Source organism: Mesorhizobium sp. M0621 (assembly GCF_040320745.1).
In the GTDB taxonomy this organism is placed as follows: Bacteria; Pseudomonadota; Alphaproteobacteria; order Rhizobiales; family Rhizobiaceae; genus Mesorhizobium.
Genome location: NZ_JAMYQF010000050.1, coordinates 1 through 26994, shown reverse-complemented (window position 1 = coordinate 26994; position 26994 = coordinate 1). Strand labels below are relative to the sequence as shown.

25 protein-coding genes and 1 pseudogene are annotated in these 26994 nt (G+C 59.9%); all 26 read left to right on the top strand.

Going from position 1 to position 26994, the window contains the following annotated elements; genetic code table 11:
- Positions 1-46 precede the first annotated feature (46 nt).
- The 26 genes and pseudogenes from NKI38_RS26320 (at position 47) to NKI38_RS26195 (ending at position 26386) form a co-directional block, all read left to right on the top strand.
- Entirely contained in the window at positions 47-1564 is a 1518-nt protein-coding gene (locus NKI38_RS26320) for a hypothetical protein (RefSeq protein ID WP_502899388.1), read from the top strand.
- On the top strand, positions 1561-2463 hold the full coding sequence (locus NKI38_RS26315) for a terpene synthase family protein (RefSeq protein ID WP_352662694.1): 903 nt from the start codon (positions 1561-1563) through the stop codon (positions 2461-2463). Before NKI38_RS26320 ends, NKI38_RS26315 begins: the two co-directional genes overlap by 4 nt.
- A 28-nt stretch (positions 2464-2491) precedes the next feature.
- A complete protein-coding gene (fni, locus tag NKI38_RS26310; protein ID WP_502899387.1) occupies positions 2492-3595 on the top strand; it encodes a type 2 isopentenyl-diphosphate Delta-isomerase in 1104 nt (367 codons plus the stop codon).
- 581 nt (positions 3596-4176) lie between these two features.
- Positions 4177-4503 carry a helix-turn-helix domain-containing protein gene (locus tag NKI38_RS26305; RefSeq protein WP_352662691.1) on the top strand — a complete coding sequence of 109 codons (327 nt, stop codon included), beginning with the start codon at positions 4177-4179 and terminating at the stop codon, positions 4501-4503.
- Positions 4478-5734, top strand: coding sequence for a type II toxin-antitoxin system HipA family toxin (locus tag NKI38_RS26300; RefSeq protein ID WP_352662688.1), 1257 nt, complete (start codon positions 4478-4480; stop codon positions 5732-5734). Before NKI38_RS26305 ends, NKI38_RS26300 begins: the two co-directional genes overlap by 26 nt.
- 474 nt (positions 5735-6208) lie before the next feature.
- Positions 6209-7102, top strand: a complete 894-nt coding sequence (gene nifH / locus NKI38_RS26295) for a nitrogenase iron protein (RefSeq protein ID WP_023763052.1) — start codon at positions 6209-6211, stop codon at positions 7100-7102.
- 98 nt (positions 7103-7200) lie between these two features.
- Positions 7201-8703 (top strand): nitrogenase molybdenum-iron protein alpha chain, encoded by a 1503-nt coding sequence (gene nifD / locus NKI38_RS26290; RefSeq protein ID WP_352662684.1) that lies wholly within the window; start codon positions 7201-7203, stop codon positions 8701-8703.
- Positions 8704-8828: 125 nt separating this feature from the next.
- Complete coding sequence (gene nifK, locus NKI38_RS26285) at positions 8829-10370, top strand: nitrogenase molybdenum-iron protein subunit beta (RefSeq protein WP_352662681.1); 1542 nt, start codon at positions 8829-8831, stop codon at positions 10368-10370.
- A 56-nt stretch (positions 10371-10426) separates the two neighbouring features.
- Entirely contained in the window at positions 10427-11917 is a 1491-nt protein-coding gene (gene nifE, locus NKI38_RS26280; RefSeq protein WP_352662679.1) for a nitrogenase iron-molybdenum cofactor biosynthesis protein NifE, read from the top strand.
- 9 nt (positions 11918-11926) lie between these two features.
- Positions 11927-13309 (top strand): nitrogenase iron-molybdenum cofactor biosynthesis protein NifN, encoded by a 1383-nt coding sequence (nifN, locus tag NKI38_RS26275; protein WP_352662676.1) that lies wholly within the window; start codon positions 11927-11929, stop codon positions 13307-13309.
- Positions 13275-13772: a nitrogen fixation protein NifX gene (gene nifX, locus NKI38_RS26270; protein WP_352662675.1), complete on the top strand. Its 498-nt coding sequence runs from the start codon at positions 13275-13277 to the stop codon at positions 13770-13772. The genes nifN and nifX overlap by 35 nt, the downstream gene beginning before the upstream one ends.
- A 17-nt stretch (positions 13773-13789) precedes the next feature.
- Positions 13790-14269 (top strand): NifX-associated nitrogen fixation protein, encoded by a 480-nt coding sequence (locus NKI38_RS26265; RefSeq protein ID WP_352662672.1) that lies wholly within the window; start codon positions 13790-13792, stop codon positions 14267-14269.
- A 27-nt stretch (positions 14270-14296) separates the two neighbouring features.
- On the top strand, positions 14297-15082 hold the full coding sequence (locus NKI38_RS26260) for a response regulator transcription factor (protein ID WP_352545596.1): 786 nt from the start codon (positions 14297-14299) through the stop codon (positions 15080-15082).
- A gap of 377 nt (positions 15083-15459) precedes the next feature.
- Complete coding sequence (locus NKI38_RS26255; protein ID WP_352662669.1) at positions 15460-16062, top strand: universal stress protein; 603 nt, start codon at positions 15460-15462, stop codon at positions 16060-16062.
- An 827-nt stretch (positions 16063-16889) separates the two neighbouring features.
- The gene (locus tag NKI38_RS26250; RefSeq protein ID WP_352662666.1) at positions 16890-17177 is read left to right on the top strand and encodes a hypothetical protein; all 288 of its coding nucleotides are present in this window, start codon (positions 16890-16892) and stop codon (positions 17175-17177) included.
- A 151-nt stretch (positions 17178-17328) separates the two neighbouring features.
- Entirely contained in the window at positions 17329-18498 is a 1170-nt protein-coding gene (locus NKI38_RS26245; RefSeq protein WP_352662746.1) for a TlpA disulfide reductase family protein, read from the top strand.
- A 524-nt stretch (positions 18499-19022) separates the two neighbouring features.
- Positions 19023-19199, top strand: coding sequence for a DUF269 domain-containing protein (locus NKI38_RS26240; RefSeq protein ID WP_352662663.1), 177 nt, complete (start codon positions 19023-19025; stop codon positions 19197-19199).
- Between the two features lie 25 nt (positions 19200-19224).
- Positions 19225-19428: a CCE_0567 family metalloprotein gene (locus tag NKI38_RS26235; RefSeq protein ID WP_352662660.1), complete on the top strand. Its 204-nt coding sequence runs from the start codon at positions 19225-19227 to the stop codon at positions 19426-19428.
- The gene (fdxB, locus tag NKI38_RS26230) at positions 19425-19742 is read left to right on the top strand and encodes a ferredoxin III, nif-specific (RefSeq protein WP_352662657.1); all 318 of its coding nucleotides are present in this window, start codon (positions 19425-19427) and stop codon (positions 19740-19742) included. Before NKI38_RS26235 ends, fdxB begins: the two co-directional genes overlap by 4 nt.
- A gap of 60 nt (positions 19743-19802) precedes the next feature.
- Positions 19803-20090, top strand: a complete 288-nt coding sequence (locus tag NKI38_RS26225; protein WP_352662743.1) for an exopolysaccharide production repressor protein — start codon at positions 19803-19805, stop codon at positions 20088-20090.
- A 287-nt stretch (positions 20091-20377) separates the two neighbouring features.
- A pseudogene (locus NKI38_RS26220) lies at positions 20378-21353 on the top strand (1-aminocyclopropane-1-carboxylate deaminase).
- Positions 21354-21507: 154 nt separating this feature from the next.
- Positions 21508-22119, top strand: coding sequence for a hypothetical protein (locus tag NKI38_RS26215; RefSeq protein WP_352662654.1), 612 nt, complete (start codon positions 21508-21510; stop codon positions 22117-22119).
- A gap of 15 nt (positions 22120-22134) precedes the next feature.
- Complete coding sequence (locus tag NKI38_RS26210) at positions 22135-22398, top strand: SPASM domain-containing protein (RefSeq protein WP_352662651.1); 264 nt, start codon at positions 22135-22137, stop codon at positions 22396-22398.
- Positions 22399-22887: 489 nt separating this feature from the next.
- Entirely contained in the window at positions 22888-24144 is a 1257-nt protein-coding gene (gene ectB / locus NKI38_RS26205) for a diaminobutyrate--2-oxoglutarate transaminase (protein ID WP_352662648.1), read from the top strand.
- Positions 24137-24976, top strand: coding sequence for a 2OG-Fe(II)-dependent halogenase WelO5 family protein (locus NKI38_RS26200; RefSeq protein ID WP_352662645.1), 840 nt, complete (start codon positions 24137-24139; stop codon positions 24974-24976). The genes ectB and NKI38_RS26200 overlap by 8 nt, the downstream gene beginning before the upstream one ends.
- 564 nt (positions 24977-25540) lie before the next feature.
- Positions 25541-26386: a LuxR family transcriptional regulator gene (locus NKI38_RS26195; RefSeq protein ID WP_352662642.1), complete on the top strand. Its 846-nt coding sequence runs from the start codon at positions 25541-25543 to the stop codon at positions 26384-26386.
- The last annotated feature ends 608 nt before the right edge of the window (positions 26387-26994 follow it).

Here is a 26994-nt window from a genome sequence, read left to right as displayed (position 1 = left end):
AGAAGGAACATCCCGCGTGAACTTGTCCGAACAGATCCTTTCCGAAATGCGCCACCTGCTGAGCGATATGAGCGACGGCGGCAGTGTCGGTCCGTCCGTCTACGACACGGCGCGAGCTCTGCAGTTCCACGGCAACGTCACCGGTCGGCAGGACGCATACGCGTGGCTCATCGCGCAGCAACAGGCCGATGGCGGATGGGGAAGTGCGGACTTCCCGCTGTTTCGCCATGGGCCCACCTGGGCGGCGTTGCTGGCATTGCAGCGTGCCGATCCTCTTCCTGGCGCTGCCGACGCAGTCCACGCTGCAACCCGGTTCCTCGAGCGCCAGCCCGATCCCTACTCGCATGCGGTGCCGGAAGACGCGCCCATCGGCGCGGAGCTGATCCTGCCGCAGTTGTGCGACGAGGCCGCATCCTTGCTGGGTGGCGTGGCGTTTCCGCGCCACCCGGCGCTGTTGCCGTTGCGGCAAGCACGCCTGGCCAAGCTGGGGGCAGTTGCGACGTTGCCGAGCGGCCATCCATTGCTGCACTCCTGGGAAGCCTGGGGGACGTCGCCGGCCACCGCATGCCCGGACGACGACGGCAGCATTGGCATCAGTCCAGCGGCCACCGCCGCGTGGCGTGCGCACGCCGTGACACAGGGAAGAACGCCGCACGTCGGGCGCACCGACGGGTATCTGCAGGCTGCATCGCGGGCAACGCGCACCGGCATCGAAGGCGTCGTTCCCAACGTCTGGCCGATCAATGTGTTCGAGCCATGCTGGTCGCTGTACACCCTGCATCTGGCCGGTCTGTTCGCGCATCCCGCGCTCGCCGAGGCGGTGCAAGTGATCATCGCGCAACTCGACGCCCGCCTCGGAGTCCGCGGTCTGGGCCCTGCCTTGCACTTCGCGGCCGATGCGGACGACACCGCCGTTGCGTTGTGCGTCCTTCGCCTTGCAGGCCGCGACCCGGCGGCCGACGCGTTGCGCCAGTTCGAAACCGGCGAGCTGTTCGTCACCTTCCCGGGCGAGCGCAATGCCTCGGTATCGACCAACATCCATGCCCTGCATGCGTCGCGAATGTTGGGAAAACCCGCGGCCGGCACCAGCGCCTACGTCCAGGCCAATCGCAACGCCCACGGTGTATGGGACAACGAAAAATGGCACGTTTCGTGGCTGTATCCAACCGCGCATGCGGTCGCTGCGCTCGCGCAAGGCAACCCCCACTGGCGCGACGAGCGCGCGCTGGCCGGGCTGCTGCGGACGCAGCGCGACGACGGCGGCTGGGGCGCCGGTCGCGCGTCCACATTCGAGGAAACCGCCTATGCGCTGTTCGCGTTGCACGTGATGGACGGGAGCGAAGCGCCGGCAGGGCGCCGGCGCATCGCGCAGGCGGTGGCGCGTGCGCTGAAGTGGATGCTCGCCCGCCACGCAGCGCACGCACTGCCCCAGACACCGCTGTGGATCGGCAAGGAACTGTATTGCCCCACTCGGGTGGTGCGCGTGGCCGAACTCGCCGGGTTGTGGCTGGCGCTTTGTTGGGGGCGGCACGTCTCGGCCGAGGGAGCAGGAGCGGGGCCATGATCCAGACCGATCGCGCGCTGCAGCAGGTGCTGGAATGGGGGCGTTCCCTGACCGGGTTCGCCGACGAGCATGCCATAGAAGCGGTCAGGGGCGGCCAGTACATCCTGCAGCGCATCCAGCCGAGCCTGCGCGACACCAGCGCCCGCACAGGCCGCGATCCGCTGGACGAAACGCTGATCGTGGCGTTCCATCGCGAACTGGCGCTGCTCTTCTGGCTCGACGATTGCAACGACCTTGGCCTGATCGCGCCGGAGCAGCTCGCCGCGGTGGAGCAGGCGCTGGGGCAGGGTGTGCCGTGCGCGCTTCCCGGATTCGAGGGCTGTGCTGTGCTGCGCACTTCGCTCGCCGCGCTCGCCTACGATCGTCGCGACTATGCTCAGCTTCTCCATGATACCCGGTGCTACTGCGCGGCGCTGCGGGCCGGACACGCGCAGGCGGCAGGGGCGCAGCGCTGGTCGTACGCCGAGTACTTGCACAACGGCATCGATTCGATCGCCTACACGAACGTGTTCTGTTGCCTGTCCTTGCTGTGGGGGCTGGACATGGCGACCTTGCGCGCGCGTCCGGCGTTTCGCCAGGTTCTGCGGCTCATCTCCGCGATAGGGCGCTTGCAGAACGACCTGCATGGACGCGAAAAGGATAGATCGGCCGGCGAGGCCGACAACGCGGCGATCCTGCTGCTGCAGCGCTATCCGGCCATGCCTGTGGTGGAGTTCCTCAACGACGAGCTGGCCGGCCACACACGCATGCTGCACCGGGTGATGGCGCAAGAACGCATTCCCCCGCCGTGGGGACCGCTGATCGAAGCCATGGCGGCCATCCGCGCGCAGTACTACGAGACCTCAACCAGTCGCTACCGCAGCGACGCTGCGGGCGCAGGCCAGCGTGCGCCGGCCTGAACGCGCGGGAGACGGCGGCGTGAGCGCGCTGCCGTCGGTCCGATCCGACGCAACGCCGTCGCTCGATGACGCGGAAGGAGCGAGCATCAGCGACACCAACCTGAGCCGGCGCAAGGACGACCACCTGGACATCGTGCTGGATCGGCGAACGGCACGGGCCAAGGCCGCTGGCTGGGAGTACATTCGTTTCGAACACTGTGCATTGCCCGAGTTGGACCTGACGCAGATCGACCTCAGCGCCTCGCTGCTGGGCAAGACCATGCGCGCGCCTCTGCTGATCAGCTCCATGACCGGCGGCATGCCACGCGCCGAGGCCATTAACCGCCATCTGAGCGAGGCAGCGCAAGCCTTGGGGATCGCCATGTGCGTCGGTTCGCAGCGCGTAAGCCTGCAATCCCGCAACTCCCAGGGGCTGACGCGCGCGCTGCGCCGCCTGGCCCCAGACGTTCCCTTGCTGGCCAATATCGGCGCCGCGCAACTGCGCCAGCCCGACGGCCTGGACCTCGCGCGCCGGGCGGTGGACGCACTGGAGGCCGATGGACTCATCGTCCATCTCAATCCGCTGCAGGAAGCAGTACAGCCGGAGGGCGACCGCGACTGGCGCGGCGTCCTGGCGCAGATCGCTCGCGCCGCGCGCAGCGTCGGCGTGCCGATCGTGGCCAAGGAAGTGGGGTCGGGCCTGTCCGCCTCGGTGGCCTGTGCGCTCGTCGAGGCGGGCGTGGCGGTGATCGATGCCGCCGGCGCCGGCGGCACCAGCTGGGCCGCGGTGGAGGGCGAGCGCGCCCCCGATGCCGCCGACCGCGCAGTGGCAATGGCATTCGCGGATTGGGGGATTGCGACCCCGGCCAGCGTGCAGGCGGTCCGTCGGGCCCTGCCAGCGGTGAAGCTGATCGCGTCGGGCGGGATCAGCGACGGCGTCGACGTGGCCAAGGCCATCCGCTTGGGCGCGGACATCGCCGGGCAGGCAGCCGGCGTGCTGCGCGCGGCTACGCAATCCAGCGAGGCGGTTGTCGCGCATTTCGAGATCGTTATCCGCCAGTTGGCCGTCGCCTGCTTCTGCACCGGCTCGGCTGATCTGGTGGCGTTGCGTCAGGCGCGCTTGTTGCCCTCGGCGCACCTGCCCACCGGTTGACGCCGGCGGCGCCCGTACGTGCGGCGGGCGCTAGTCTTACTGAGTGAGAAAGTCTCGGAAGCGGGAGGATTGCCTGGTCGCGGGGTTGTTCGGGTGCTGCATCGTGATCGGGGAGGCACCCCGCCATGCCCCGAACGGACAGCCGAGAGTAAAGCGGTATTCGACGGCTATGTCGATGCTTGATCAGGGTGACCGGTCACGCAGAGCGAGAAGCCCCTAAAAGGGTCGGAACACCAGGTGCGGCGGGGACCGGCAGGAGCAGATGGTACAAAGCCATTGCCATCAAGGAGTGGCGATCACATTGACCCCCAGTCAGCGCGGCCGGCCGTATGAACGAGAAGAGACGAGCGATTTCAGCCGCCGGACCCCCTTGATTTAACATTCCGATGATTTCAAGGGCTGATCGGGCGTCAGTTTCGGACGGCGTCACCGTCGGGCGGCGCTAAACGCAGTGATTGATCTCTGTACATATCATAAGGCTGATGCATGATACGCGAACAGATCATATAGTGTTGACTCAATCACTGGATAAGATACTCTGCCATATCATCTAGCGTTAGAATGGATCGTTTACGTATCACATGGACCCACAATCGGAAACTCTACGCGAAATCGGTGGGCTTTTCAGGCAGGCGAGGCTGGCCGCTGCGATGACGCAGGAGCAGGTCGCTGATTTGGCGGGTATATCCCGTCCCCGGTACCGCGACATCGAAACGGGAGCCGCAGCCGCGCGTGCAACAACGCTCATGAATATCGCTCGCGCGCTCGGCCTGGAAATGATGCTGGTTCCGCAAGTCATGGTGCCAGCTGTCCAGGCTCTATTGCGTCCGCATGATGATGACGATCGACCCGCCTTTGTTTCTCAACCTGACGATGACGATCATGGCCCCAGTATTTCGCGCACCTAAGACGATCCCGTCGCTGGACGTGCTCTTGAACGCAGTGAAGATCGGCACGATCGTCAGGACGCCGGGCGATTTCAATGCATTCAACTTCGATGAGGCCTACCGCGCGACGGGCGGCTTTCCGGTTTTCAGCCTGTCGTTCCGGGCAGCGACGGGAGGATTGCGGAAAGATCCGAAGCCTCTGGCAAGCGCCTTGCCCGCTTTCTTCGCGAACCTCCTGCCCGAGGAGAAATTGCGCGAGGCGATGGAAAGGCACCACGAAGGCAATGTGCGGCCAGGCAATGATTTCGACCTTTTAGCGGCACTGGGCGCCGATCTGCCGGGAGCCGTACGGGCGTTGCGCAGTGACGGCGCGATAGCGGTTTCGCAGGACTCTTCAAAGGATCAGCCCAAGGCACGGTTCTCGCTTGCCGGCGTGCAGATGAAGCTGTCGGTCATGAAGAACATTGGAAAAGGCGGCGGCCTTACCTTGCCGATGGACGACGAGCAGGGCCGGTACATTGCCAAGTTCCCTTCGACGGCCTTTCCGGGCGTTTCCGAGAACGAATTCGCTAACCTGGCGCTGGCAGCAGCAATCGGCATGGACGTTCCTGAATGCGAACTGGTCGAGAAGTCCGATTTTGAGGGCGTTCCCGAAGAATTCAACACGCTGTCTGACGGCAAGGTTCTTCTCGTCAAACGCTTCGATCGCGGCGCCGGTGGCGAGAGGATACACATCGAGGATTTCGCTCAGGTCTTCGGTGTCTACCCCTCGCGCAAATATGAGGGGGCCGCTTATCACGACATAGCCTTGGCTCTTGGTGTCGCCGTCTCGCCTACGGCGGCTCTCGAGTTCGTCCGCCGCCTGGCACTGACCGTCATCACCGGCAATGGCGACATGCACCTGAAGAATTGGTCTTTGATCTATCCGGGTAACGGCGACAAGCCGGCGCTTGCACCAATTTACGACGTCCTGTCCACCGTGCCATATATTGCCGCCGACGCCATGGCGCTGTCGCTTGGAGGAGAGCGCTCGTTTAAGGCGCTAGCAGCACCGCGATGGAAAGCATTTGCGAACCGTGCACGGCTCCCGGAGCCAGCAGTCCTGAAGGCAGTGGTCGAGACGGTCAAACTCGTCAACGAACACTGGTGGCATCTGCCTGAGCGTGATGTCGTCGCAGCGAAAGTGCTCGAGCGGATCGACGAACATGTGAAGGCGATGACGCCGATACTGAACTCCTGTGCCGACAAGTGAGCCGAGACCCCTCGAGTTGCTGATCTAACGGACTATCCGCCCTGGCACCGGATGAGTGGCCGCGGACGATGGTATGGCCAGCGTCGCGCGCAGGATTCTACGCAGTCTCGACGAGGACACGCGAGACGAAGCACGTCAGCTCGCGGGCACAGAAAGTTTAGCAGCTTCCCGCAAGTAGGTTGAGATGCTGTTCGTCCACTTCAACATAACGATGCGGTTCAAAATGCGGTGACTGAGGATCGCGATCCGACGCTTTGTGTCGCCAATGTCGCGTCCGCTACACGGGCTGTTCCGACGATCCTTTCTTGGAACTCAAGCTAAACCACTGAAAAACCACTATGAAATTATTCTTCGGTTGGATCAGCCAAATTGGCATGAGTCTTGAGATCCTTAGGTGCGAGGCGGCTAGAGCTGCCCGACCGGCATTCAAGTCGCGGCAGCCGCGATGAATGGGAACGAAGGAAGGAAAGCTACATGTCAGGTTTGCGTCAGATCGCCTTTTACGGCAAGGGCGGCATCGGCAAGTCCACCACCTCCCAAAATACGCTCGCCGCCCTGGTCGACCTCGGGCAGAGAATCCTGATAGTCGGCTGCGACCCCAAAGCCGACTCCACCCGCCTGATCCTGAACGCGAAGGCGCAGGATACGGTCCTGCATCTCGCGGCAGAGGAAGGTTCGGTGGAAGACCTGGAACTCGCGGACGTGCTCAAGGTCGGCTACAAAGGCATCAAATGCGTGGAGTCCGGCGGCCCTGAGCCAGGTGTCGGCTGCGCCGGCCGCGGCGTGATCACCTCGATCAACTTCCTCGAGGAGAACGGCGCCTACGACGATGTCGACTATGTCTCCTACGACGTGCTCGGGGATGTGGTGTGTGGCGGTTTCGCGATGCCGATCCGCGAAAACAAGGCCCAGGAAATCTATATCGTCATGTCCGGCGAGATGATGGCGCTCTATGCCGCCAACAACATCGCCAAGGGCATCCTGAAATACGCCCATTCGGGCGGCGTGCGGCTCGGCGGCCTGATCTGCAACGAGCGCCAAACCGATCGCGAGCTCGACCTCGCCGAAGCGCTGGCTTCCAGGCTCAATTCCAAGCTTATCCACTTCGTGCCGCGCGACAACATCGTCCAGCACGCCGAGCTCAGGAAGATGTCTGTCATTCAGTATGCGCCGGACTCCAAGCAGGCCGGGGAATACAGGGCGCTGGCCGAGAAGATTCACGGGAATTCGGGCCAGGGCACCATCCCGACCCCGATCACCATGGAGGAGCTCGAGGACATGCTGCTCGACTTCGGCATCATGAAGACCGACGAGCAGATGCTTGCCGAGCTTCAGGTCAAGGAAGCGGCCAAGACTGCCGCACAGTAGCGACTGCTGCCGACATGAGGCGCCGCCTGACCTGGTGCGCCTTTCAAAGAACGGCGCCTCGTCGGTGAGGCGTCACCCTGAACCTTGAAAGGGGTCCCATGAGCCTGGAATACGAGAATGACGGTGGCCTCCATGCGAGGCTTATCGAGGAAGTGCTGTCGCAATATCCTGACAAGTCGGCGAAGCGCCGCAAAAAGCACCTCAGCGTCGCAAGGAGCGGCGACGAGGCTGGCGAGGAAAGCGAGGTCCTTTCCGAATGCGAGGTCAAATCGAACATCAAGTCCATCCCCGGCGTGATGACGATTCGCGGCTGCGCCTATGCCGGCTCGAAAGGCGTGGTGTGGGGTCCAGTCAAGGATATGGTCCATATCTCCCACGGCCCGGTCGGCTGCGGACAATATTCCTGGTCGCAACGCCGAAACTACTACGTCGGCACGACCGGCATCGACACGTTCGTCACGATGCAGTTCACCTCCGATTTCCAAGAGAAGGACATTGTTTTCGGCGGCGACAAGAAGCTGGAACGGATCATCGACGAGATTGAGGAACTGTTTCCGCTGAACAAGGGCATGACTGTGCAATCCGAATGCCCGATCGGGCTGATTGGCGACGACACCGAAGCTGTGTCCCGCAACAAGGCCAAGGAGCACGGAAAGACAATCGTGCCGGTGCGCTGCGAGGGCTTCCGCGGCGTCTCGCAATCCCTTGGCCACCACATCGCCAACGACGCGATCCGCGACTGGGTGTTCGAGAAGAAGGACGTCGAGTTCGAGGCCGGCCCGTACGATGTCAATGTGATCGGCGACTATAATATCGGCGGCGACGCCTGGGCTTCGCGCATCCTGCTCGAGGAGATGGGCCTGCGCGTGGTCGGCAACTGGTCGGGCGACGCTACCCTGGTCGAAATAGAGCGGGCGCCAAAGGCCAAGCTCAATCTCATCCATTGCTACAGGTCGATGAACTACATCTGCCGGCATATGGAGGAAAAGTATGGCATCGCCTGGATGGAGTACAATTTCTTCGGCCCCTCCCAGACTGAAGCCTCTCTGCGCAAGATAGCCAAGCACTTCGGGCCGGAAATCGAGGCCAAGGCCGAGGCTGTCATCGCCAAATACCGGCCGCTGGTCGAAGCGGTGATAGCCAAGTACCGGCCGCGCCTCGAAGGCAGGACGGTGATGCTCTATGTCGGCGGGCTGCGCCCCCGTCACGTCGTCACGGCATATGAGGACCTGGGCATGGTGATCGTCGGCACTGGCTACGAATTTGGCCATAACGACGACTATCAGCGCACCGGCCACTACGTGAAGAAGGGCACCCTGATCTATGACGACGTGACTGGTTACGAGCTGGAGAAGTTCATCGAAGGGATCCGTCCTGATCTCGTTGGCTCCGGCATCAAAGAGAAGTACCCGGTCCAGAAGATGGGCATACCGTTCCGTCAAATGCATTCCTGGGATTATTCCGGCCCGTATCACGGCTACGACGGCTTCGCCATCTTCGCCCGCGATATGGACCTGGCCATCAACAACCCGGTCTGGAACCTCTACGACGCTCCCTGGAAGAAAAAAGCCGAGCCGTCGGCGGCGATCGCAGCCGAATGAAACCCTGGCCTCCCGGAAGCCGGGAGGCAGTGAACGCCTGTGGCCGCTTGTCCGCGGGAGACCTGAAACGTTTCGACGTCCCTGTGCCGCCCTATGGCGGGCCAGATGGAAAGAGGTAACCACCCATGCCGCAGTCGGCTGAAAAAGTTCTCGACCACGCGCCCCTGTTCCGCGAGCCGGAATACAGGCAGATGCTCGCCGAGAAGAGGCTGAATTTCGAATGTCCTCACCCGGACCAGATCGTTACCGACCAACGCGAATTCACCAAGACGTGGGAATACCGCGAAAAGAACCTTGCTCGCGAAGCGCTTGTCGTGAACCCCGCCAAGGCCTGCCAGCCGCTCGGCGCGGTGTTCGCGGCCGCAGGCTTCGAGCGAACCATGTCCTTCGTCCACGGCAGCCAAGGCTGCGTCGCCTATTACCGCTCGCACCTGTCGCGCCATTTCAAGGAGCCTGCTTCGGCGGTTTCCTCCTCGATGACCGAGGACGCGGCAGTGTTCGGCGGCCTGAAGAACCTGGTCGATGGGCTCGCCAACACGTACCAACTTTACGACCCGAAGATGATCGCCGTCTCGACCACTTGTATGGCGGAGGTCATTGGCGACGACCTGCACAGCTTCATCGAGAACGCCAAGGACGAAGGCTCGGTCCCGCGCGACTTCGACGTGCCCTTCGCCCACACGCCGGCCTTTGTCGGCAGCCATGTCGACGGCTATGACGTTGCGGTCAAGGGCATTTTGGAGCACTTCTGGAAGGGCGAGGAGCGAACGGAAGCCGAGGGAACCATCAACATCATTCCGGGCTTCGACGGGTTCTGTGTCGGCAACAACCGGGAACTCAAGCGCCTGCTCGATCTGATAGGCGTGTCCTATACCTTCATCCAAGACGCCTCTGACCAGTTCGACACGCCGTCCGACGGCGAATACCGCATGTACGACGGCGGCACGAAGATCGAATACGTGAGGAAGGCACTCAACGCCGAGGCGACGCTGTCGCTGCAGCATTACAATACCCGAAAAACACTGGAGTATTGCGAGGGGGTAGGGCAGGCGACTGCCTCGTTCCATTACCCTCTCGGAGTCCAGGCAACCGACGACTTGCTGATGGAGGTCTCCGCGATTTCCGGCAAGCAAATCCCCGAGGCAATCCGCCTGGAGCGCGGCCGACTTGTTGACGCCATGGCCGACAGCCAATCCTGGCTGCACGGTAAGAAATACGCCATCTACGGCGATCCAGACTTTGTCTACGGCATGGCCCGCTTCATCATGGAGACGGGCGGCGAGCCGACCCATTGCCTCGCCACCAACAGCACGTCGGCATGGGAAGCGGAGTTGAAGGAACTGCTTGCATCATCGCCCTTCGGCAAGGATGCTCAAGTCTGGGCGGGCAAGGACCTCTGGGCGATGCGCTCGCTGCTCTTCACCGAGCCGGTGGACCTGCTGATCGGCAACTCCTATGGCAAATATCTGGAGCGCGACACCGGCACGCCGCTGATCCGGCTGACGTTTCCGATCTTCGACCGCCACCATCACCATCGGTTTGCGCTGATGGGCTACCAAGGCGGGTTGCGCGTCCTGACGACGATCCTCGACAAGATCTTCGACAACCTCGATCGCGAGACAAGCGAGACGGGCGTGACGGACTATTCGTATGACCTCACCCGCTAAGCGTGACGGTCGGCTTTGGCCGGTCGTCTTCCCGAGGGACTTTGGAGACCGACGCAATGTGCTTGCTCAGAGCCAAAATCCAGGATGTCTTCAACGAGCCCGCCTGCGAGCAGAACCGCGGCAAGGATGCCAAGGCGCGCAAGGAGGGCTGTTCGAAGCCACTGACCCCGGGGGCGGCGGCCGGCGGCTGTGCCTTCGATGGCGCCAAGATCGTGCTGCAGCCGATCACCGACGTTGCGCATTTGATCCATGCGCCGCTCGCCTGCGAGGGCAATTCCTGGGACAACCGCGGTGCGGCTTCGTCCGGGCCAACGCTGTGGCGCACAAGCTTCACGACCGACCTCACCGAACTCGAGGTGGTGATGGGGCAGGGCGAGCGGAAGCTTTTCAAAGCGATCCGCGAGATCAAGGAAGCGTATGGGCCGCCGGCGATCTTCGTCTATCCGACCTGCGTGACGGCGCTGATCGGCGACGACATTGAGGCCGTGTGCAAACGCGCTGCGGAAAAGTTCGGTTTACTGGTGGTGCCGGTCAATGCGCCGGGCTTCGTCGGCTCCAAGAATCTTGGCAACAAGCTTGCCGGCGAGGCGTTGCTCGAGCATGTCATCGGCACGGTGGAGCCCGACGATGCCGGCCCTTACGACATCAATATCCTTGGCGAATTCAACCTCTCGGGAGAATTCTGGCTGGTGAAGCCGCTCCTTGATAGGCTCGGCATCCGGGTGCGCGCCTGCATTCCGGGCGACGCACGTTACCTCGACATTGCTTCCGCGCACCGCGCCCGGGCGGCTATGATGGTATGCTCGACCGCGCTCATCAATCTGGCCCGCAAGATGGAGCAGCGCTGGGGCATCCCGTTTTTCGAGGGCTCCTTCTACGGCATCACCGACACCTCGGAAGCGCTCCGACAGATCTCTCAGCTGCTGGTGAAGAAGGGTGCCGATCCGGAGATCCTCGGCCGCACCGAGGCGTTGATTGCAGAGGAGGAGGCGATCGCTTGGAAGAAGCTCGCCGCCTACCGGCCGAGGCTCGAAGGCAAGCGCGTGCTGCTCAACACCGGCGGTGTGAAGTCCTGGTCGGTCGTCCATGCGCTGATGGAGATCGGCATCGAGATCGTCGGCACCTCTGTCAAGAAGTCGACCGTCGAAGACAAGCAGCGCATCAAGCAGATCCTCAAGGACGACAACCACATATTCGACCAGATGGCGCCGCGCGAGCTTTACGCCATGCTCTCAGAACACAAGGCCGATATCATGCTGTCGGGCGGGCGCACGCAGTTCATCGCCCTTAAGGCCAAGACACCCTGGCTCGATATCAACCAGGAGCGCCAACATCCTTACGCCGGCTATCACGGCATGGTGGAACTCGTACGCCAGATCGACCTCGCTATTCATAACCCGATCTGGCGCCAGGTGCGGGAACCGGCACCATGGGATTGCCAGCCTGCGGTGAGGCAGGAACTGCCGCGCACGAAAAGCGAGACCGCGACCTTGCATGTTGTCCAGGAATTCGCCGGCACGACGGCCGGTGATTTCGGGGATTGTTGAGGAGAGCCGATGGTCCGCATCCTTCCCAAGACCAAAGCGGCGGCGGTCAATCCGCTGAAGTCATCGCAGCCGCTGGGTGCCGCCTTGGCCTTTCTTGGCGTCGACGGCGCGATGCCGTTGTTCCACGGCAGCCAGGGGTGCACCAGCTTCGCGCTCGTGCTGTTCGTGCGGCATTTCAAGGAAGCCATTCCCTTGCAGACAACGGCGATGGATGAGGTGGCGACGATCCTTGGCGGGGCGGACCATCTGGAACAGGCGATCCTCAACCTCAAGGCCCGCACAAAGCCAACGCTGATCGGGGTTTGCACGACGGCGCTGGTGGAAACCCGGGGCGAAGACTGCGCAGGGGATGTCGCCAATATCAGGCTGAAGCGCAGGGAAGAACTCGCGGGTACGGAGGTGGTGCTGGCCAACACACCGGATTTCGACGGCGCGATCGAAGAGGGCTGGGCCAAGGCTGTCACCGCGATGATCGAAAGGATTACGCGTCCCGGCGAGCAGGCGCGGCAGTCGAAGAAGATCGTGATCCTGCCTGGCTGGAACCTCACTGTGGCTGATATCGAGCATTTGCGTGAGATGGTTGAAAGCTTTGGACTCAAGCCGGTGATTCTGCCGGACGTCTCCGGCTCGCTCGACGGTACGGTGCCCGACCGCTGGGTCACCACCACCTATGGCGGCACAAGTGTCGAGGATATCCGCGAGCTTGGCACGGCCGAGCAATGCATCGTCATCGGTGAGCATATGCGCCGCCCGGCCGAGCTGCTGCAGAGGCTGACCGGCGTGCCATACGTGCTGTTCCGGTCGCTGACTGGATTGAAGGATGCCGACCGGTTCGTCTCGCTGCTGTGCGCGATTTCGGGCGCGGCGGCGCCGGCTGGGGTGCGCCGTCGCCGGGCGCAGTTGCAGGACGCGTTGCTCGACGGACATTTCCACTTTGGAGGCAAGAAAATTGCGATCGCTGCTGAACCAGACCAACTCTACCAACTCGCGAGCTTCTTCATCGCCATGGGCTCCGAAATCGCGGCGGCCGTCACAACGGCCGCTATGTCGAAAATTCTGGAGGAAGTGCCGGCGCAGTCGGTTCAAATTGGCGATCTCGGCGATTTGGAAGCTCTTGGCGCCGGCGCTGATCTTTTCGTTACTCATTCCCAGGGCCGCCAGGCGGCGCAGCGCCTCGGCATTCCGCTCATGCGGGTCGGCTTCCCGATCTTCGACCGGCTCGGGGCCCAGCACAAGCTCACAATCCTCTACCAAGGGACCCGCGACCTGATCTTCGAGGTTGCCAACATTTTCGAAGCCAACGGGCACGCGCCGACGCCTGAGGCGCTTGATCCACTCCGTAAGCGAGAAATGCCAGATGAGCTCCGTCCGTCGCCTCTCGCTCGTCACTGACGAGGTTCACGCACCGACGCCGGAACGCCAAGCCGGCGCATTGCGCGTGGCAATCGCCACGCAGGACATGAAGAACATCAACGCCCATTTCGGCTCGGCCAGGCGCTTTGCTGTCTACGACGTGATGCGCGAGGAGTGGAAGCTCGTCGAAGCCGTGGCCTTCGATGACGTTTCCGACGAGAGCGGGAAGCACCGAACTGAGGGCGATGACCGCATCACCCCGAAGGTGGAGGCGCTGAAGGGCTGTCATCTCCTGTTTTGTCTGGCGATCGGCGGACCTTCGGCAGCCAAACTTGTTTCCGCAAAGATCCATCCGATCAAAGTGCCGCAGCCCCAGACCATCCAAGAGGTGCTGTTGCGCACGCAGATGATGCTCAGGACGTGTCCTCCCCCGTGGCTGCGCAAGGTGCTGGCGCAGGCAGGTGTCGCTGAACAGAAACCCTCCTTCGAGGACGAGGGCTGAAATGAGGAGTGAGCGAAATGTCTGATGCCGAGGTTAGCCCTGCCGCCACCGAAGACGAGGCGGCCCTTGCCACCCCGTTCGTCAAATGCCTCGTGCGGCTGATCCGTGCCAATGATTCCCACGGGTCATGGGAAGGGAAATCGGACGCCGAGTTGCTGGGCGACTTCATCATCACCAGGGAACAGCGCCGTGCAATTCCAATCATCGGCGATCCCGATCCGGACGTGCTGTGGAGGCTCGATAAGTTCTACACCGCCGTCGGGCTTGCGATTGAGGAGCGCACGGGCCTGATGGCATCGCCGATGATGGAGATGAGCCATGAGGGCTTCGGGCGCGTGCTCTTCACAGCCGGGCGGTTGGTCGTTCTGTCAAAGACCCTGCGCGACGTCCACCGGTTCGGTTTCGAGACGTTCTGGAAGCTCGCCGCGGCCGGTACCAAACTGGCCGGCGATGGCACCGCAGCCATTGAGGCTCATCCCGAGGTGGCGCGGGCGTGATGCAACCGACTTTCGATCGAGGGGATCATGTCAGGTCTTGAGGACATGCGGTGGCCAGCCCTCTCAATTGAGGCGGTCCAGGCCGATATGGTTCTTGGGGTAGCGCTGATGAAGCCAGGGGTACTGATCTGTTCGCAAGATGCGGAGTTGTATCTGTACTACAGCCACATTCTGGGGGTGGATGGCTTCAGGATTGAACTGGCCAGAAGCGTGGAGGAAGCGCTGGCATTAGCCAGTGAACGGGAGCCGCAGGCCGTGGTGCTGGACTGCCAGCCGGCAAGCTCGACAGGGTCTACCATCTGTGCCCAGCTCAAGGCGGAGTTCCGGAACAGAGGCCTGCTGGTTATTGCGCTGATCGCGCCCGGCGCCGAAAACCAGCAGCTCGATCTCTTGAAGGCAGGTATTGACGAGAGCTTTGTGCGGCCCTTCACGCCGGCGATGCTGCTCGACTATCTACGCACGAAGCTGGCGCTACCGAAGCCGGGTTCAAACGGGATCGAAAATGGCAGCTGGCTCTGCTGCGGCAGCCTTGAGATGAAGCTCGATGCCCACCGAGTTCGCGGCAATGGCCACGACATCCATCTCGGACCTCTCGAATTCAACCTGCTGCGGCAATTTCTTGAGGCTCCCGGCAAGGTCTTCAGCCGAGACGAGCTGATCGACGCGGCCTGGCCGGACAATATCCATGTCGGTGAACGCACTGTCGACGTCCATATCAGCCGGATCAGAAAGGCGCTGAAGGCGGCCTCGCCAGGTAGCGTCATTCGTACTGTCAGGTCTGCCGGCTACTCGCTCGAGAAGCTGGACGACTGAATCGCGAACGGATGGTGTGCCACTCTCCGTCTTCGTTGGAAGGCAAGTCTTGCGGTTCGAAACGCGCTACGGGCCCGACATCTCAGGGGGAAGCAGTCAGATGGCCTTCAAGAAAATACTCAGTGTGACGGGAGCTGACCATTCCGATCAGGACGTCGCAATAGCTGCTCGCTTGTGCGCCGAGGTCGGCGCGTATCTTTCCGTACTAATTATATCGCCTCCGCCGCTCCTGATGTCGCCTCCGCTTATTGGGTCCCCTCCGCCGTTGGGCGGTGGCATCCCCGAGTGGTCTAGACATCGCACACCACATTGCCGCACGGGAACAATTTTCACAGGAGATGGCCAACCTGGAAAAGACATGCAGGGAAATTCACAAAGTGCTGAGAGCCACGTGGCGCTGCTATGATGTCGACACCGAACACTGCGACAAGGCTGGCGTCGGTGACGCGGTGCGACAGCGGGCGCTCTGCACCGACCTGACAATCGTCGGCCCCGCACTTCTCAACGAGACTAGTCTCGGACCCCTTGTTATCAACGGCAGCTTGTTCGACACGGGAAAGCCGGTGCTTGTCGTACCGGAGGGCGCTGAGGCGACTCTGTCTCCACGGCGCGTGCTGGTCGGCTGGGATTCGCGAGTCGAGGCGTCCCGTTCGATTCGAGAAGCGCTGCATCTGCTAGCCGGTGCTGAGGAAGTTCGTGTCGCAGTCGTCGATCCGGAGGCGACCTGCACCGGAAACGGCGCCGAGCCGGGAGCCGACATCGCTGCCTATCTCACTCGGCACGGTGCTCGGGTTTGGGTCGACCGGCTGGCGAGCCGCGGCAAACCGGTGGCCACGGTGCTAGCGCAGCACGCAATCGACACGTCTGCCGACGTGATCGTCATGGGCGCTTATGGCAGCCGCTGGTTGCGCGAGCGGCTCTCCGGTAGCGTAATAAGATGGATAGTTGGCACGCCTTTGCCGCTGTTTTTGGCCCGCTGACGGGTTCTGAAGTAGCACCGATGCTGTTCAACGCTCTACTCCGCTGGCCACCTACCCTGATACCAAGTTGGAGGAAGGTCGCCGCAAACGAGCAGGTTTCGCGAAGCTCATGAGCAACTTGCAAGCGCCGTCGCAAAGAACATTCCCCGGACGCCTCTAACGCGCTCGGTGTCTGCTCGTCGGGACAACCCGTAACGCGCAGACAAACGGCCGGGCAGAAGCCCAGGCACCCTCAATGCGCTCGAAACACCAATACTCGAGCCGGCGTCAGGTCGAGAAAGAGAGTCGTTTCAGCGCGGCAGGGCGCGTTCGGACCATAGCCTCTTCGTATTAGCGTTATCACGATTTCCCTCACCACTGGCCGGGAACTGAACACGGAAACGACTGTGCAGCGGCGAACGCACCGACCTTCAGTCCGACGGTCGGGCTCTTGCCGGCCCTCGGCGCGAACGGTGGCATCAATCACGTAGCATCGCCTGAGATGGTAGCCGTCAGCGGCGAGGGCGGCCTCATCTTCGGCGTTTTCAGTCTGCCTTGGCCCATCGCGTGGCGACCTAGCGGCATTCCGACAACGCTCGCATTCGCACCAGGTGGTCCCTGTAGGGCTTGCGCACAGGGACACAGAACAACAAAAGTAGGATCCGGGAGAGTTCACCGGCCCGGCACATGCCGGCAGATCCCGGCTCTCTTCGGGCCGATCACCTCCTCGATCTGGCGTTATTCGCGACCCGCAGCCGGACATAACCGGCGTCGTCGTGAAGAACTCCTGCGTCGCCACCAGGAATTCAAGCGCAAAGCGGAAGAGGTAGGGCAGAGGCGATGCTCGGATGGAGCGGCGCCTGCAACTCGCAATGGCGTTGCGCTACCACCTGAGCGACCGAAACGACAAGAAGCTCAAGCAAGGGTTGAGGCGGACGATGATGACGAGGCTGGCGGTAGCCAAAGCGGTCATGCATCTGCTCGGGAAGCGGGTGATGCGTGTCCAAGACCCGACAGTGGCGAAAAATATGTCGCGTCCAATACAACCGGCGATCTTGGGCGCCACAGAAATTTTTCAAGGCATAATCAAGCGTTTACCGCACGCTGAGCGCGTTGGCACGGCCTTTGCGAATTGAGATTCAGCAACACTGAGTGAAGGCTGACTGCACGCAGATGCGCAAGACGAACAATGCTCTCCCTTCGTTGAACCCTCGTGCCCCGTCTCAAAAGGGGAACAAGCTTGCGCATAAGGTCACGCAACCTTTGGCAACAGCTTTGGAGGGCAAGATGATGTTGCGGATGGGGTCACCGGCTCCTTCGATCCAAGTGGAGGACTGGCTGCGTGGCGAGCCCCTTGCGGACTTCCAGCCCGGCAAAGTCTATATCGTCGAATTTTGGGCAACTTGGTGCGAACTATCTGCGGCGGAGATGCTCGAGCTGATGCAGCTACAGGAGAAATACAGGGACAGCGGACTTGAGGTCGTCGGGATCGCGGCTGATGAAGACGCTCAAACGGCCGTCGAGGCCCGGACCAAGTTGGACGCGTGGTTGGCCGAAAAGTGCCCGGATCTGAATCATCGGATTGGGTTCGACTTCACAGGCGAAATGAAGAAGCTTTGGAGGGAACCCAGCTTTTGCGTCGGGATTCCGACCTCGTTCGTAGTCGCCCGAGACGGCTGCATCGCCTTTATCGGTCATCCGAGCCAACTCGGTGAGGTTTTGCCGAAAGTGTTCAACGGCAGCTGGCCTACCAGCAACAAAGCGAAAGCCGCCGATCAGCAGCGGATTGCCACAAGCGAACCCCTGGCGCGTGAACAAGCGCTGAAGAAGCCGATCGATGACAGGTTCTGGGCGGCGGTGAAGCTGGAAGATTGGAAGACCGCGCTCTGGGCGATCGAAGAGGGCATCGCCTTGATGCCGGACGACCTCAATTTCCGCCTGGCCCATGCACATCTGTTGCTTCACAAAATACAAGACATGTGGACCGGCTTGCCCGTGATGCGCCAGTTGGTTCGCGACGCGATCGACAAAAATTCCGAGGATTGGATGGTTTCGGCGCTAGAGCAACTTTTCCATCCGGCCAATGACCATTCGCGCCTTCCCCCTGCTGAGCGCTTCGCGATGGGCAAGGAGCTGTCCGAACACATCCTGGCGATGAATCCCCCGCAAGGCGACAGTCCCAAGTTCCGATCCTATCCCGCGGTCGCCCGGTACTATCACGAGAACGGCAACAATGATCGCGCCATCGAGTTGGTCGAATTGGCACTGACGTCGCTGGACGATCCGGAGCCTATCCCGGCCGAATTGAAAGAGCAGCATCTGCCGGATTTGCTGCAGGCCCTCGCCAAGTACAGGGGTGCGAAGGCTTGTTGCGGCGCTCTCTTTGCCGCTGCGCAAAATAGTTTCCCGAAGGTGCCAAAGCGCGGTCGGCCGAGGAAGAAAGATAAAAAAGGGTAATTGGTCGAAATGGCTTACTGGCCAATTCGTCCATTTCCCTGCCGTGACCGCAGCAAGGAGGGTCGATGCAGCACTTGGTTGATCGTTTGCAGCAGGATCGAGGCTCAAATCTTCATGACCAGTGGCCGCATTGCCGCGGAAGTGATGTTCGACGCGAATTCGCGTGGAAGACTTCGCAGTCGAGGACGTGTTCAAGGTCGGCCCGAGGACATCAATTGCGTGGAATCAGCGGCGCCGAGCCAGGCGTCGGTTGCGCAAGTGTGACCGAAGTAGCCGGCTCAGAAAACAGACATCGTACTTCGAGGAAGAGGACTGAAATGAGGAGAAGGCGAAATGTCTGATGCCGCGCCAAATCGGACGCCACGCTGCTGGCCGACTTCATCGGCACCAGAAAAAAGCGCCAAGCGATCCGTGGCTGGGCTACCCCGATCCGGTCGTGCTGTGGAGACTCGATATGTTTTACACCGCCCTCGCACTTTGCGATTGCGGAGCGTTTCCGCCCGGTGACATCGCCAATCGGGGAGATGAAAACCATAAGGACTTCGGGCCCGAGCTTTTCACGGTCGGGCCGTTCGTCTTTCTGTCAAGACGTCCATCGGTTCGGCTTCGAGACGTTCCGGCAACTCGGGGAGGTCGGTACGAACCTGGTCGACGATGCGACCTCAGCCACTGAAGCCTATCGCGACGTGGCACGGGCGTGAAGACACCGATTTCGAGGAAGGATCTATGTCAAAGCTGGATGAGATGGGAACGAAAGTCCGAAAGCTTCAGCTGCGCGCGGCAGTTGCCAAGATGAAATTGCGCGACCTTGCAGAGGATCTCCCGGGAAAATGGACGGAGATAGAGGAAGTTGCGGAGGAAACGTTCGCCGTTTTTGCCGAGTTGGATGGTGCCAGGAGAGAGCTCGCTGCAATGAAGAAGTTACCATGAGGAGCACATTCACCACCCGCGACGGCTCCGGATGGATGCCGGAATATCTCACGGCGATACACGGCGCGACCTGCATCGGCTGCGGCCGCTGTTTCAAAGTCTGCTCGCGCGAAGTCATGCATCTTTGCGGCGTCGATGACGCGGGTGAAATCCTCGGCGCCTGCGACGGCGAAGACGACGATTTCGATGGCGAGCTCAATCGCATGATCATGGTCGTCGACCATCCCGGCCGCTGCATTGGCTGCGGAGCCTGCGCCCGCGTCTGCCCGAAGAACTGCCAGACCCATGTTGCGGCCGACAATGCCGCTGCATGATCTGGTGGACAATCCAGGAGAACGGCATTGCCCTTCAGAATCTTCTGCCCCGTCCTGGGAATGGTCCTTTGCAGCACAGTTCTGACCGCCTACTTCGCTTCTCATTCCATCGGCACAGCAATCGTCACGACGCTGGCTTGTTCGCTGCTCCTTCAGCTGGCGTATTTCGCAAGCGTGCTCTTTCTTATCTGGCGGACTGGCTGCGTTAGCCGAGCTGGCCAAAGGGCTGAGCATTTCGACAGTTGCAAGGAAGTTATATCCGAGCCAGACCTTGATGAGGTGACGAATGGGTCCGCAAATTTGCTCCAGCGCGATAAAATGCTGGCCATATCGCTGCTGCTGCCTTAAGGCGCCATGACAAGGTCAGTGCTCAAGCTGGCAAAATTTGGACCAAAGGAATACTGATGACCGCAATCCGGTCATTGTAGTTAACGCAGGAGATGCAGTTCTTGAATCCCATACGCATTGGTTCTCTCGCAGGCCGGCGTGCGGTTGCAACTCTCAAGGCCGAACGAGGCGCTGGAAAAGTAAACGGGTCTCTTAGCGCCGGAAATGCAGATGACGTCAAACCAAAGACGCCTCCATATGAATCGTGGATGGCTCATTCAGCTCCATCGCGTGTTGCCGGAGAAGAAATGCTCGAAAAGTTCGGACACTATCCGCTCACATTGGCCCCACTCTCATCGAGAAGCTCGACAGCCTCTCCAGGCAGGCAAGGTGGAAACCTGCGTCAAACGCGCGGACTACAACTCCGGTCTCGCGTTCAGCGGAAACAAGCTCCGCAAGCTCGAATACATCATCCCCGACGCAATCGCGTCAAATGCTGATACGCTCGTCACCGTCGGCGGCGTGCAGTCCAGCCACACGCGCATGGTCGCCGCGGTAGCCGCCAAGATTGGCATAAATGTCTCTTGGTTCAGGAGAGATGGGTACCCCATGAGGATGCCGTCTACGACCGGGTCGGCAACATTCTCTTGAGTCAGATCATGGGAGCAGAAGTACGCCTCGTCGACGAGGCCTTCGATATCGGAATCCGCCGCAGTTGGGAACAGGCGCTCGATGAAGTCAAGTCAGGGGTCTTATGCGATACCAGCTGGAGCGTCTGTTCACCCGAACGGCGGCCTGGGCTACGTGGGGTTCGCGGAGGAGGTGCGCGCTCAGGAAAAACAGCTTGCGTTTTCCTTCGACTTGTATCGTTGTTTGCACGGCCACAGGTTCAACGCGCCGGCATGCTCGTTCAATTCGCCCACCACGGTCGACAGCGCAATGTGGTCTGTATCGATGCCTCTGCCCCCTGCAAAGACCAAAGGCGCAGGTGCTAAAGATTGCCCAACATACAGCGGAGCTCGTCGATCTCGGAACGGAACTTGTCGAGACGACGTGGTGTTGCTCGAGGACTACGCATACCCGCACTATGACATTCCGTCCGAGGAAACGAAGGAGGCCATCCGCCTGTGTGCGCGGCTCGAGGGAATCATTACTGATCCCGTCTACGAGGGCAATCGATGCAAGGAATGATGGACCTCGTCCAGCAGGGCTTGTTTCCGGAAGGGGTCGAGGATCCTCTACGCGCATCTCGGCGGCGCGCCGGCCATCAACCGGTATGGTTAGCACTTTCCGCAGCGGCTGACGCTCGACAGATTGCAATTTAGTCGTCCTGCCGTTCCGGCGATGCGCTCAAAATTCGTTTGAGAGTCCGCTCGGCAAAAAGAGGAAGCTGGCCGTTGACTGCCGCCAACGCGAAGATTGGGCCGAGTTCATTCGCATGGTCCTAACGGGCGGTGTCAATAAGCCGAACGACACCATTCTGGACGTTATGCAGGACCAGAGAGAAGTGGGAGTCATAACAGATGATTTTACCGGAACTGCGCTCTGCCATCCCAGCCGGCAGAATTTTGGAGATAACGACGACCACATGATGCATCGTCGGATGTTCATATTGTCCGCAGGACACGTTCGCGGACCGCAAAGAAAGGTATCTCATTCGAAGCATCTTAGTCTAGAACATTTCAGGCGGTGTCTGGCGCGCGTACCAACTTCCGTCGACATTATTTTCGCCGGATACTCCGAGCCTAGGCTCAATCCGGACTGCACCGAAATGGTCGAGCACGCTTCCGCCATAGGCGACGGCACCAGGATTTTCACGATGCTTGGGGGAATGAAGGAGCGGGATCTACAACGCTTGCAAGCGCTGCGCTTGCGGGTATTCGTGGTCCATGTTTTCGACGATGGCGCCTACATGGATAGCCGCCTCGTCGGAGACAAGTTTCGCGATTTGGTTCGTCAACTCGTCGACGCGGACATCCCCTCAATTCGATTCGCGGTTTTGGGAGAGGCCCATCCCGACTTCGTCGACATTATCCCTGCCGAAGCGTAAGTTCGCGCGCGACCGGTGAGTAGCAGGGGTGGAAGCGTCGACCCCAAGATCGTTGAACCAGGGCAGCCAGTGGTCGGAGCGTTGACATGCGTGGACGAAGGACAATATCGGAATGTTCTTCTTCCAAACGGCGACGTCACTCTCTGCTCCATGGATTTTGAACGGCGTCACGTATTGGGCAATCTTCTATGCGACGAATACGCCGATCTGTTTGAAAGCCCAGTTTTTTGCCGCCGATGCAAAGGACCGGATGCGACAGGATGCCGGCCGACCGCCTGAACCGCCGAGCCAGCGAGGCGAATTGCTTTGGACCGCCAATGCCTTCCGCCGAAGTCATTGTCTTTTCACGTCAAGCGAGCGTGATCCCGTACGCGCGGCCTCCATCGGCGTTGGCGCCAAGCTATTGATTTTATCAACGTCAGGCGCTTCGTGGGCGATGAGCAGATGCGTCAACTACCAGATGCTGTAGTTTCGGTGTTTGCCCGACAACTGTAGAAAAGGTTTTGTTTCGGCGCATAGAGGTATCGGGCATACAGAGCAACGTTACGACCCTGGAGGTCTCGAAGTGAATCTGTACAGCAGACTGAGCCACCACGCAAGGCCAGTCTGAAGTAATCTGTGCAGCAGACGCAGCGCCCCAATCCGACTCAACCTGTCGTCCAGTATAACATGAAAGATCAGAACAGCCCGGGCGGAAGATCCGCCTGCCAAAGGCATCAAATCGCTCTCTCGCTCGACGCGACCCCTACGTGCAGAGGACCAAAAAAAATGAATACAGACGCCTTCACGGCCTATGAGTCAAACGTTCGTCGCTATGGGCGATCGTTTCCAACTATCTTTACGAAGGCCATCGGGGCGACAATCTGGGACGAGACCGGTAATCCATATATCGACTTCCTTGTAGGATCCGGCGCACTCAACTACGGGCACAACAACCCGAATATTATTGCACCCGCCATCGAATATCTCGTTGGCGAGAACATTCTTCTGTCGCTTGATATGTATACAGCGGCGAAGCGTGACTTCATTGAAGCGTTTGTCGATTCGATCCTGAAGCCCAGGGGCCTTTCTTACAAGATACAGTTTCCTGGGCCGACCGGCACAAATGCCAACGAAGCCGCGCTGGCGTTGGCGCGAAAATATACCGGCCGCTCGAGCGTGATGGCCTTCACAAATTCATTCCACGGCATGTCACTCGGCTCTCTGGCGGTGTCCGGTTCGGCGTCAACCAGGGAACTAGGCGGTGTTGCGCGCCACGATGTGATCCGCGTCCCCTATGACGGCTATCCGACCCAAGCTTTTGATTCCGCGGGTTACATCGACTACGTTTTGGCCGACCCAGGGAGCGGCATAGAAAAGCCTGCCGCGATCATTCTGGAGACCGTTCAGGCAGAAGGCGGCATGAACGCCGCACCCGCAGCTTGGCTCATAGAAATTCAGCGCATTTGCCGTAAGCACGGCGTTGTTTTGATCGTCGACGACATCCAGGCAGGTGCCGGCCGAACCGGCGATTTCTTCTCCTTCGAGTTCGCGAAAATCGAACCCGACATCGTGTGCCTTTCCAAGTCACTGAGCGGTTCAGGTAGTCCATTCTCCATTGTTCTTATTCGCCCCGACATAGATGTATGGAATCCCGGAGAACACAGCGGAACCTTCAGAGGCAACAATTTCGCCTTCGTGACTGCAGGGGCCATGTGCAAAATGTGGTCCGACAGGCAGTTTACTGCAAGCGTCGAGCAGACGGCCGTCAAGCTGCAGGGACACCTTGACCGCATCGTTGCGAAATTTCCTAAGTGCATCGAACAAAAGCGCGGCCGCGGTCTGATGGCAGGCCTCAAGTGCCGTTCGCAGGCCGTTGTCGGTCGTGTGCATGATGTCGCGTTCGAAAATGGCCTGCTGATCGAATCCTCAGGGCCAAATCGCGACGTTATCAAAGTCCTGCCGCCGATAACCATCACCGATGTCGAACTTAATCATGGCATCGCCATCCTTGATCACGCACTACAGGAGCAAGCCAATGTCTAACCCGGTATTTCAAACGTCAGCCATCTCGCCCGTTGCGATCAGAGAGCGAACCGGCTCGATCAGCACTGCGGAGATCCTCTCAGTCCTAAAAGGTGAGATCACCGCTCTGCACGTCAAGCAAGCTTTCAGTACGCAAATAGCCGAAGAAATCACCGCGAACTTTGTTGGCAGCCCCGGTCTCAGGGAGCGCAAAGATGGCGTCCCCGGACAATATGTCGGCGCATCCCATTATAGGAAGGATGCGGCCACTTATTTCGCAGAGTCAGAAACTGCGCGACCGTACGTCGATGCCCTTTTCGGCAATTTGGTTGATCCGGTCCGAGCATTATTCGACGCGTTGAAGCGCGAGCTTCACAACCAAGGCATTGAATTGCGGTTGGCTCGCTCGGAGCAGGGTCAGGCCAATGTCTGTCGCGCTCTGAGTTGGTCTGACGGGGGCACGTATTCTCTCGACCCCCACGACGATGTCGCTCAAGTCCTGTCTGCCGGGAGCGAATACGAGCTTTCTGCGGTGGCGAACAACACCGTCGCAGCACTCAACTTTTACCCCAGCATCGCCGAGGAAGGTGGCAATCTGCGGCTGTGGTATCACAAGCCGACAGTCACCGACCGAAAGTCGCAAGGTGTGGAAACCACGGGATATCCCTATTCGGACTCCTATCTTGAAGACGTTCCTTGTCGCGAGTTCCAGCTCAGGGCCGGCGACATCGCCCTGATCGACGGTGGTTTCGTGCATGGCGTTACCAGACAATCACGGAATGGAAAGCGACGCCTGGTGCTGAACAGCTTCTTCGGATTCGCCCGGCAGGATCTAGTTCTCTGGTGGACCTGAAGTTGGATGTCACGGCGACCGACCGACCTCCGCTGACAATGAAGTTGTCACATCCCCCGGGGGCTTTTCAGTCACGGCGAACCGACATTACCATGAAGCTCTTGGCGCTCCAGGTGCTACCGGTCTCAGACAGGATGGCCAATTATTCGAGCTGGCCCCGAATCAGCGCACCACCGCACGGACCAAGCAGGTTCAAGAAAATTCTTGGCCACCGATGTAGTAGCTTGACACGCCGATCTGAGGCCGGATTTTGACCTCTTTCTCGCCAATGTGTTTGCACGCGCCGACTAAAGATGCGGTTTGTAAAACGCTCCACAATACTGATGTCATATAACGACATAGGGATACAAAAATCTTACGGTACTTATGTTTTAGCTATGTTGCGTCCGTATAACGATAGCATAAAATAAGTGCAAATAAAAATAACTACGCTGATTGCATTGAGATGCTAGAGCTTGACGATGCTGGCCTGCTGAGGACTGCGCGCGAAGCCGTAGCCTTATAGCCCGCAGCTTTGGTGCGCCAGTGACAACATCCAGCGCAAATGGCTAGGGAGCAGAACCCATGGAACGTCTGCGGATGACTGCTGTCTCTCAACTTCGAGGGCTGTCAACCAGAGTGTCCGACCAGTTTTCTTTGGCCCCTGCGATGCATTTCCCTGAGGCTGCCAAGGGAGCGTTTGCGCTCGAGTTTGGCCGATTTCTCGACCAAACCGATCGTGTTGCAAAATCCGAGCATTTGTTCGACCTGTTATCTGATTTTGCCCTGAATTTTGATTGTCCGTGGATCGCGTATGGCTCTCTTGGACCAGACCAAAAAGGCTTAAAGCCGGTCCGAGGCGATCCGGCGGTCATGCTGAATTATCCCGATGAATGGCAGGAGCGCTATTTCGAAAGGGGTTATCACAGGATAGACCCTACCATCAAGAGGAGTCGAAGGCGAGCGGAAGCCTTTCGGTGGAGCGAGGTGTATAACGATGAAAGCACGACTGAAGACGAACGGCGCATTTTCGACGAGGCGGCGACGTTCGGCTTAAGATCGGGCATTAGCGTTCCATTGCACGGCCCCTGCGGCCGCTTGGCGATCATGAACTTTGCGCAAGCCTGGGACGGCGAATTCCAAAATAGAGCAATCATGTACTTGCAGCTGGCGGCTTTACATTTCCATCTGAGAGTTGGCAAGTTCGCTAATTCGAGGAGCATCGAGGAGATACCTAAGCTTTCTCCAAGAGAAAAAGAGTGCATACTATGGACTGCGAAAGGCAAGTCATCGTGGGAAATAGGTAAGATTGTAGGGATATCTGTAAACACCGTTAATTTCCACGTAAAAAACGTAATGCGCAAAATGGATGCTGTCAGCAGAACAACCGCAGCTATAAAAGCGCTGAAGTTCGGAATTATTGAATTGTAAAATGTGGGTTTGTAAAACTCTACTTCCAAATGCCGAGCGAAGCATAGGAAAGACTAAGTCAACGGTTTCATAATCAAAAACGAATCATTACAATTTGGCTGTCTTGAAGTTGCGTGCACAAATAAGCTTGCCGTCGGTTGGACTCGTGGGAGTTCGGGATCGCGTGCTTCTGTCCTACCACCAATTTCTGTCACCGGCGTACCGTGTTTACCCTGCTTGAACGAACGCCTTCTGCGCGAACGAAAACTGCGAGCCAGGGATCGTCACCGCCAACTTGGCTATCGACTTCAGCAAATGGCGCAGCCTCGAGTGGTGCCGCGTCCCATACGCCGCTCGCGATGAAATGGTGCAGTTGGTCATAGCTGACACCTGTGCCGGACGGCCATCGGCTGCATGCTCTCGCGAGCGCCTAGGCCGATTAAACCGCGCTCTTCGCCGGCTCTGACAGCGGTGCCGAACACTGGGCGGTCATTGCGTCGCTAGTCGAAACCTGCTTATGCACTCGCGGCATAACGCGGTTTATGCCGACAGCCAAATTATGCCGAGTGTGCGAGTTTGACCAACACTTCCTCCACTTAGCGGTAGCTGGATCGGCATAGCTTAGGCTC

What these genes read in the sequence shown, in the direction of transcription:
- nifK (WP_352662681.1), top strand. Translation starts at nt 8,829, where the DNA reads ATGCCGCAGTCGGCTGAAAAAGTTCTCGACCACGCGCCCCTGTTCCGC.
- NKI38_RS26225 (WP_352662743.1), top strand. Translation starts at nt 19,803, where the DNA reads ATGGTCCTTTGCAGCACAGTTCTGACCGCCTACTTCGCTTCTCATTCC.
- NKI38_RS26195 (WP_352662642.1), top strand. Translation starts at nt 25,541, where the DNA reads ATGGAACGTCTGCGGATGACTGCTGTCTCTCAACTTCGAGGGCTGTCA.
- NKI38_RS26200 (WP_352662645.1), top strand. Translation starts at nt 24,137, where the DNA reads ATGTCTAACCCGGTATTTCAAACGTCAGCCATCTCGCCCGTTGCGATC.
- nifH (WP_023763052.1), top strand. Translation starts at nt 6,209, where the DNA reads ATGTCAGGTTTGCGTCAGATCGCCTTTTACGGCAAGGGCGGCATCGGC.
- NKI38_RS26245 (WP_352662746.1), top strand. Translation starts at nt 17,329, where the DNA reads ATGATGTTGCGGATGGGGTCACCGGCTCCTTCGATCCAAGTGGAGGAC.
- NKI38_RS26235 (WP_352662660.1), top strand. Translation starts at nt 19,225, where the DNA reads ATGTCAAAGCTGGATGAGATGGGAACGAAAGTCCGAAAGCTTCAGCTG.
- nifN (WP_352662676.1), top strand. Translation starts at nt 11,927, where the DNA reads ATGGTCCGCATCCTTCCCAAGACCAAAGCGGCGGCGGTCAATCCGCTG.
- nifD (WP_352662684.1), top strand. Translation starts at nt 7,201, where the DNA reads ATGAGCCTGGAATACGAGAATGACGGTGGCCTCCATGCGAGGCTTATC.
- NKI38_RS26260 (WP_352545596.1), top strand. Translation starts at nt 14,297, where the DNA reads ATGTCAGGTCTTGAGGACATGCGGTGGCCAGCCCTCTCAATTGAGGCG.
- NKI38_RS26315 (WP_352662694.1), top strand. Translation starts at nt 1,561, where the DNA reads ATGATCCAGACCGATCGCGCGCTGCAGCAGGTGCTGGAATGGGGGCGT.
- NKI38_RS26320 (WP_502899388.1), top strand. Translation starts at nt 47, where the DNA reads ATGCGCCACCTGCTGAGCGATATGAGCGACGGCGGCAGTGTCGGTCCG.
- nifX (WP_352662675.1), top strand. Translation starts at nt 13,275, where the DNA reads ATGAGCTCCGTCCGTCGCCTCTCGCTCGTCACTGACGAGGTTCACGCA.
- NKI38_RS26300 (WP_352662688.1), top strand. Translation starts at nt 4,478, where the DNA reads ATGGCCCCAGTATTTCGCGCACCTAAGACGATCCCGTCGCTGGACGTG.
- ectB (WP_352662648.1), top strand. Translation starts at nt 22,888, where the DNA reads ATGAATACAGACGCCTTCACGGCCTATGAGTCAAACGTTCGTCGCTAT.
- NKI38_RS26250 (WP_352662666.1), top strand. Translation starts at nt 16,890, where the DNA reads ATGGAGCGGCGCCTGCAACTCGCAATGGCGTTGCGCTACCACCTGAGC.
- NKI38_RS26265 (WP_352662672.1), top strand. Translation starts at nt 13,790, where the DNA reads ATGTCTGATGCCGAGGTTAGCCCTGCCGCCACCGAAGACGAGGCGGCC.
- nifE (WP_352662679.1), top strand. Translation starts at nt 10,427, where the DNA reads ATGTGCTTGCTCAGAGCCAAAATCCAGGATGTCTTCAACGAGCCCGCC.
- NKI38_RS26240 (WP_352662663.1), top strand. Translation starts at nt 19,023, where the DNA reads ATGAAAACCATAAGGACTTCGGGCCCGAGCTTTTCACGGTCGGGCCGT.
- NKI38_RS26215 (WP_352662654.1), top strand. Translation starts at nt 21,508, where the DNA reads ATGGTCCTAACGGGCGGTGTCAATAAGCCGAACGACACCATTCTGGAC.
- fdxB (WP_352662657.1), top strand. Translation starts at nt 19,425, where the DNA reads ATGAGGAGCACATTCACCACCCGCGACGGCTCCGGATGGATGCCGGAA.
- NKI38_RS26305 (WP_352662691.1), top strand. Translation starts at nt 4,177, where the DNA reads ATGGACCCACAATCGGAAACTCTACGCGAAATCGGTGGGCTTTTCAGG.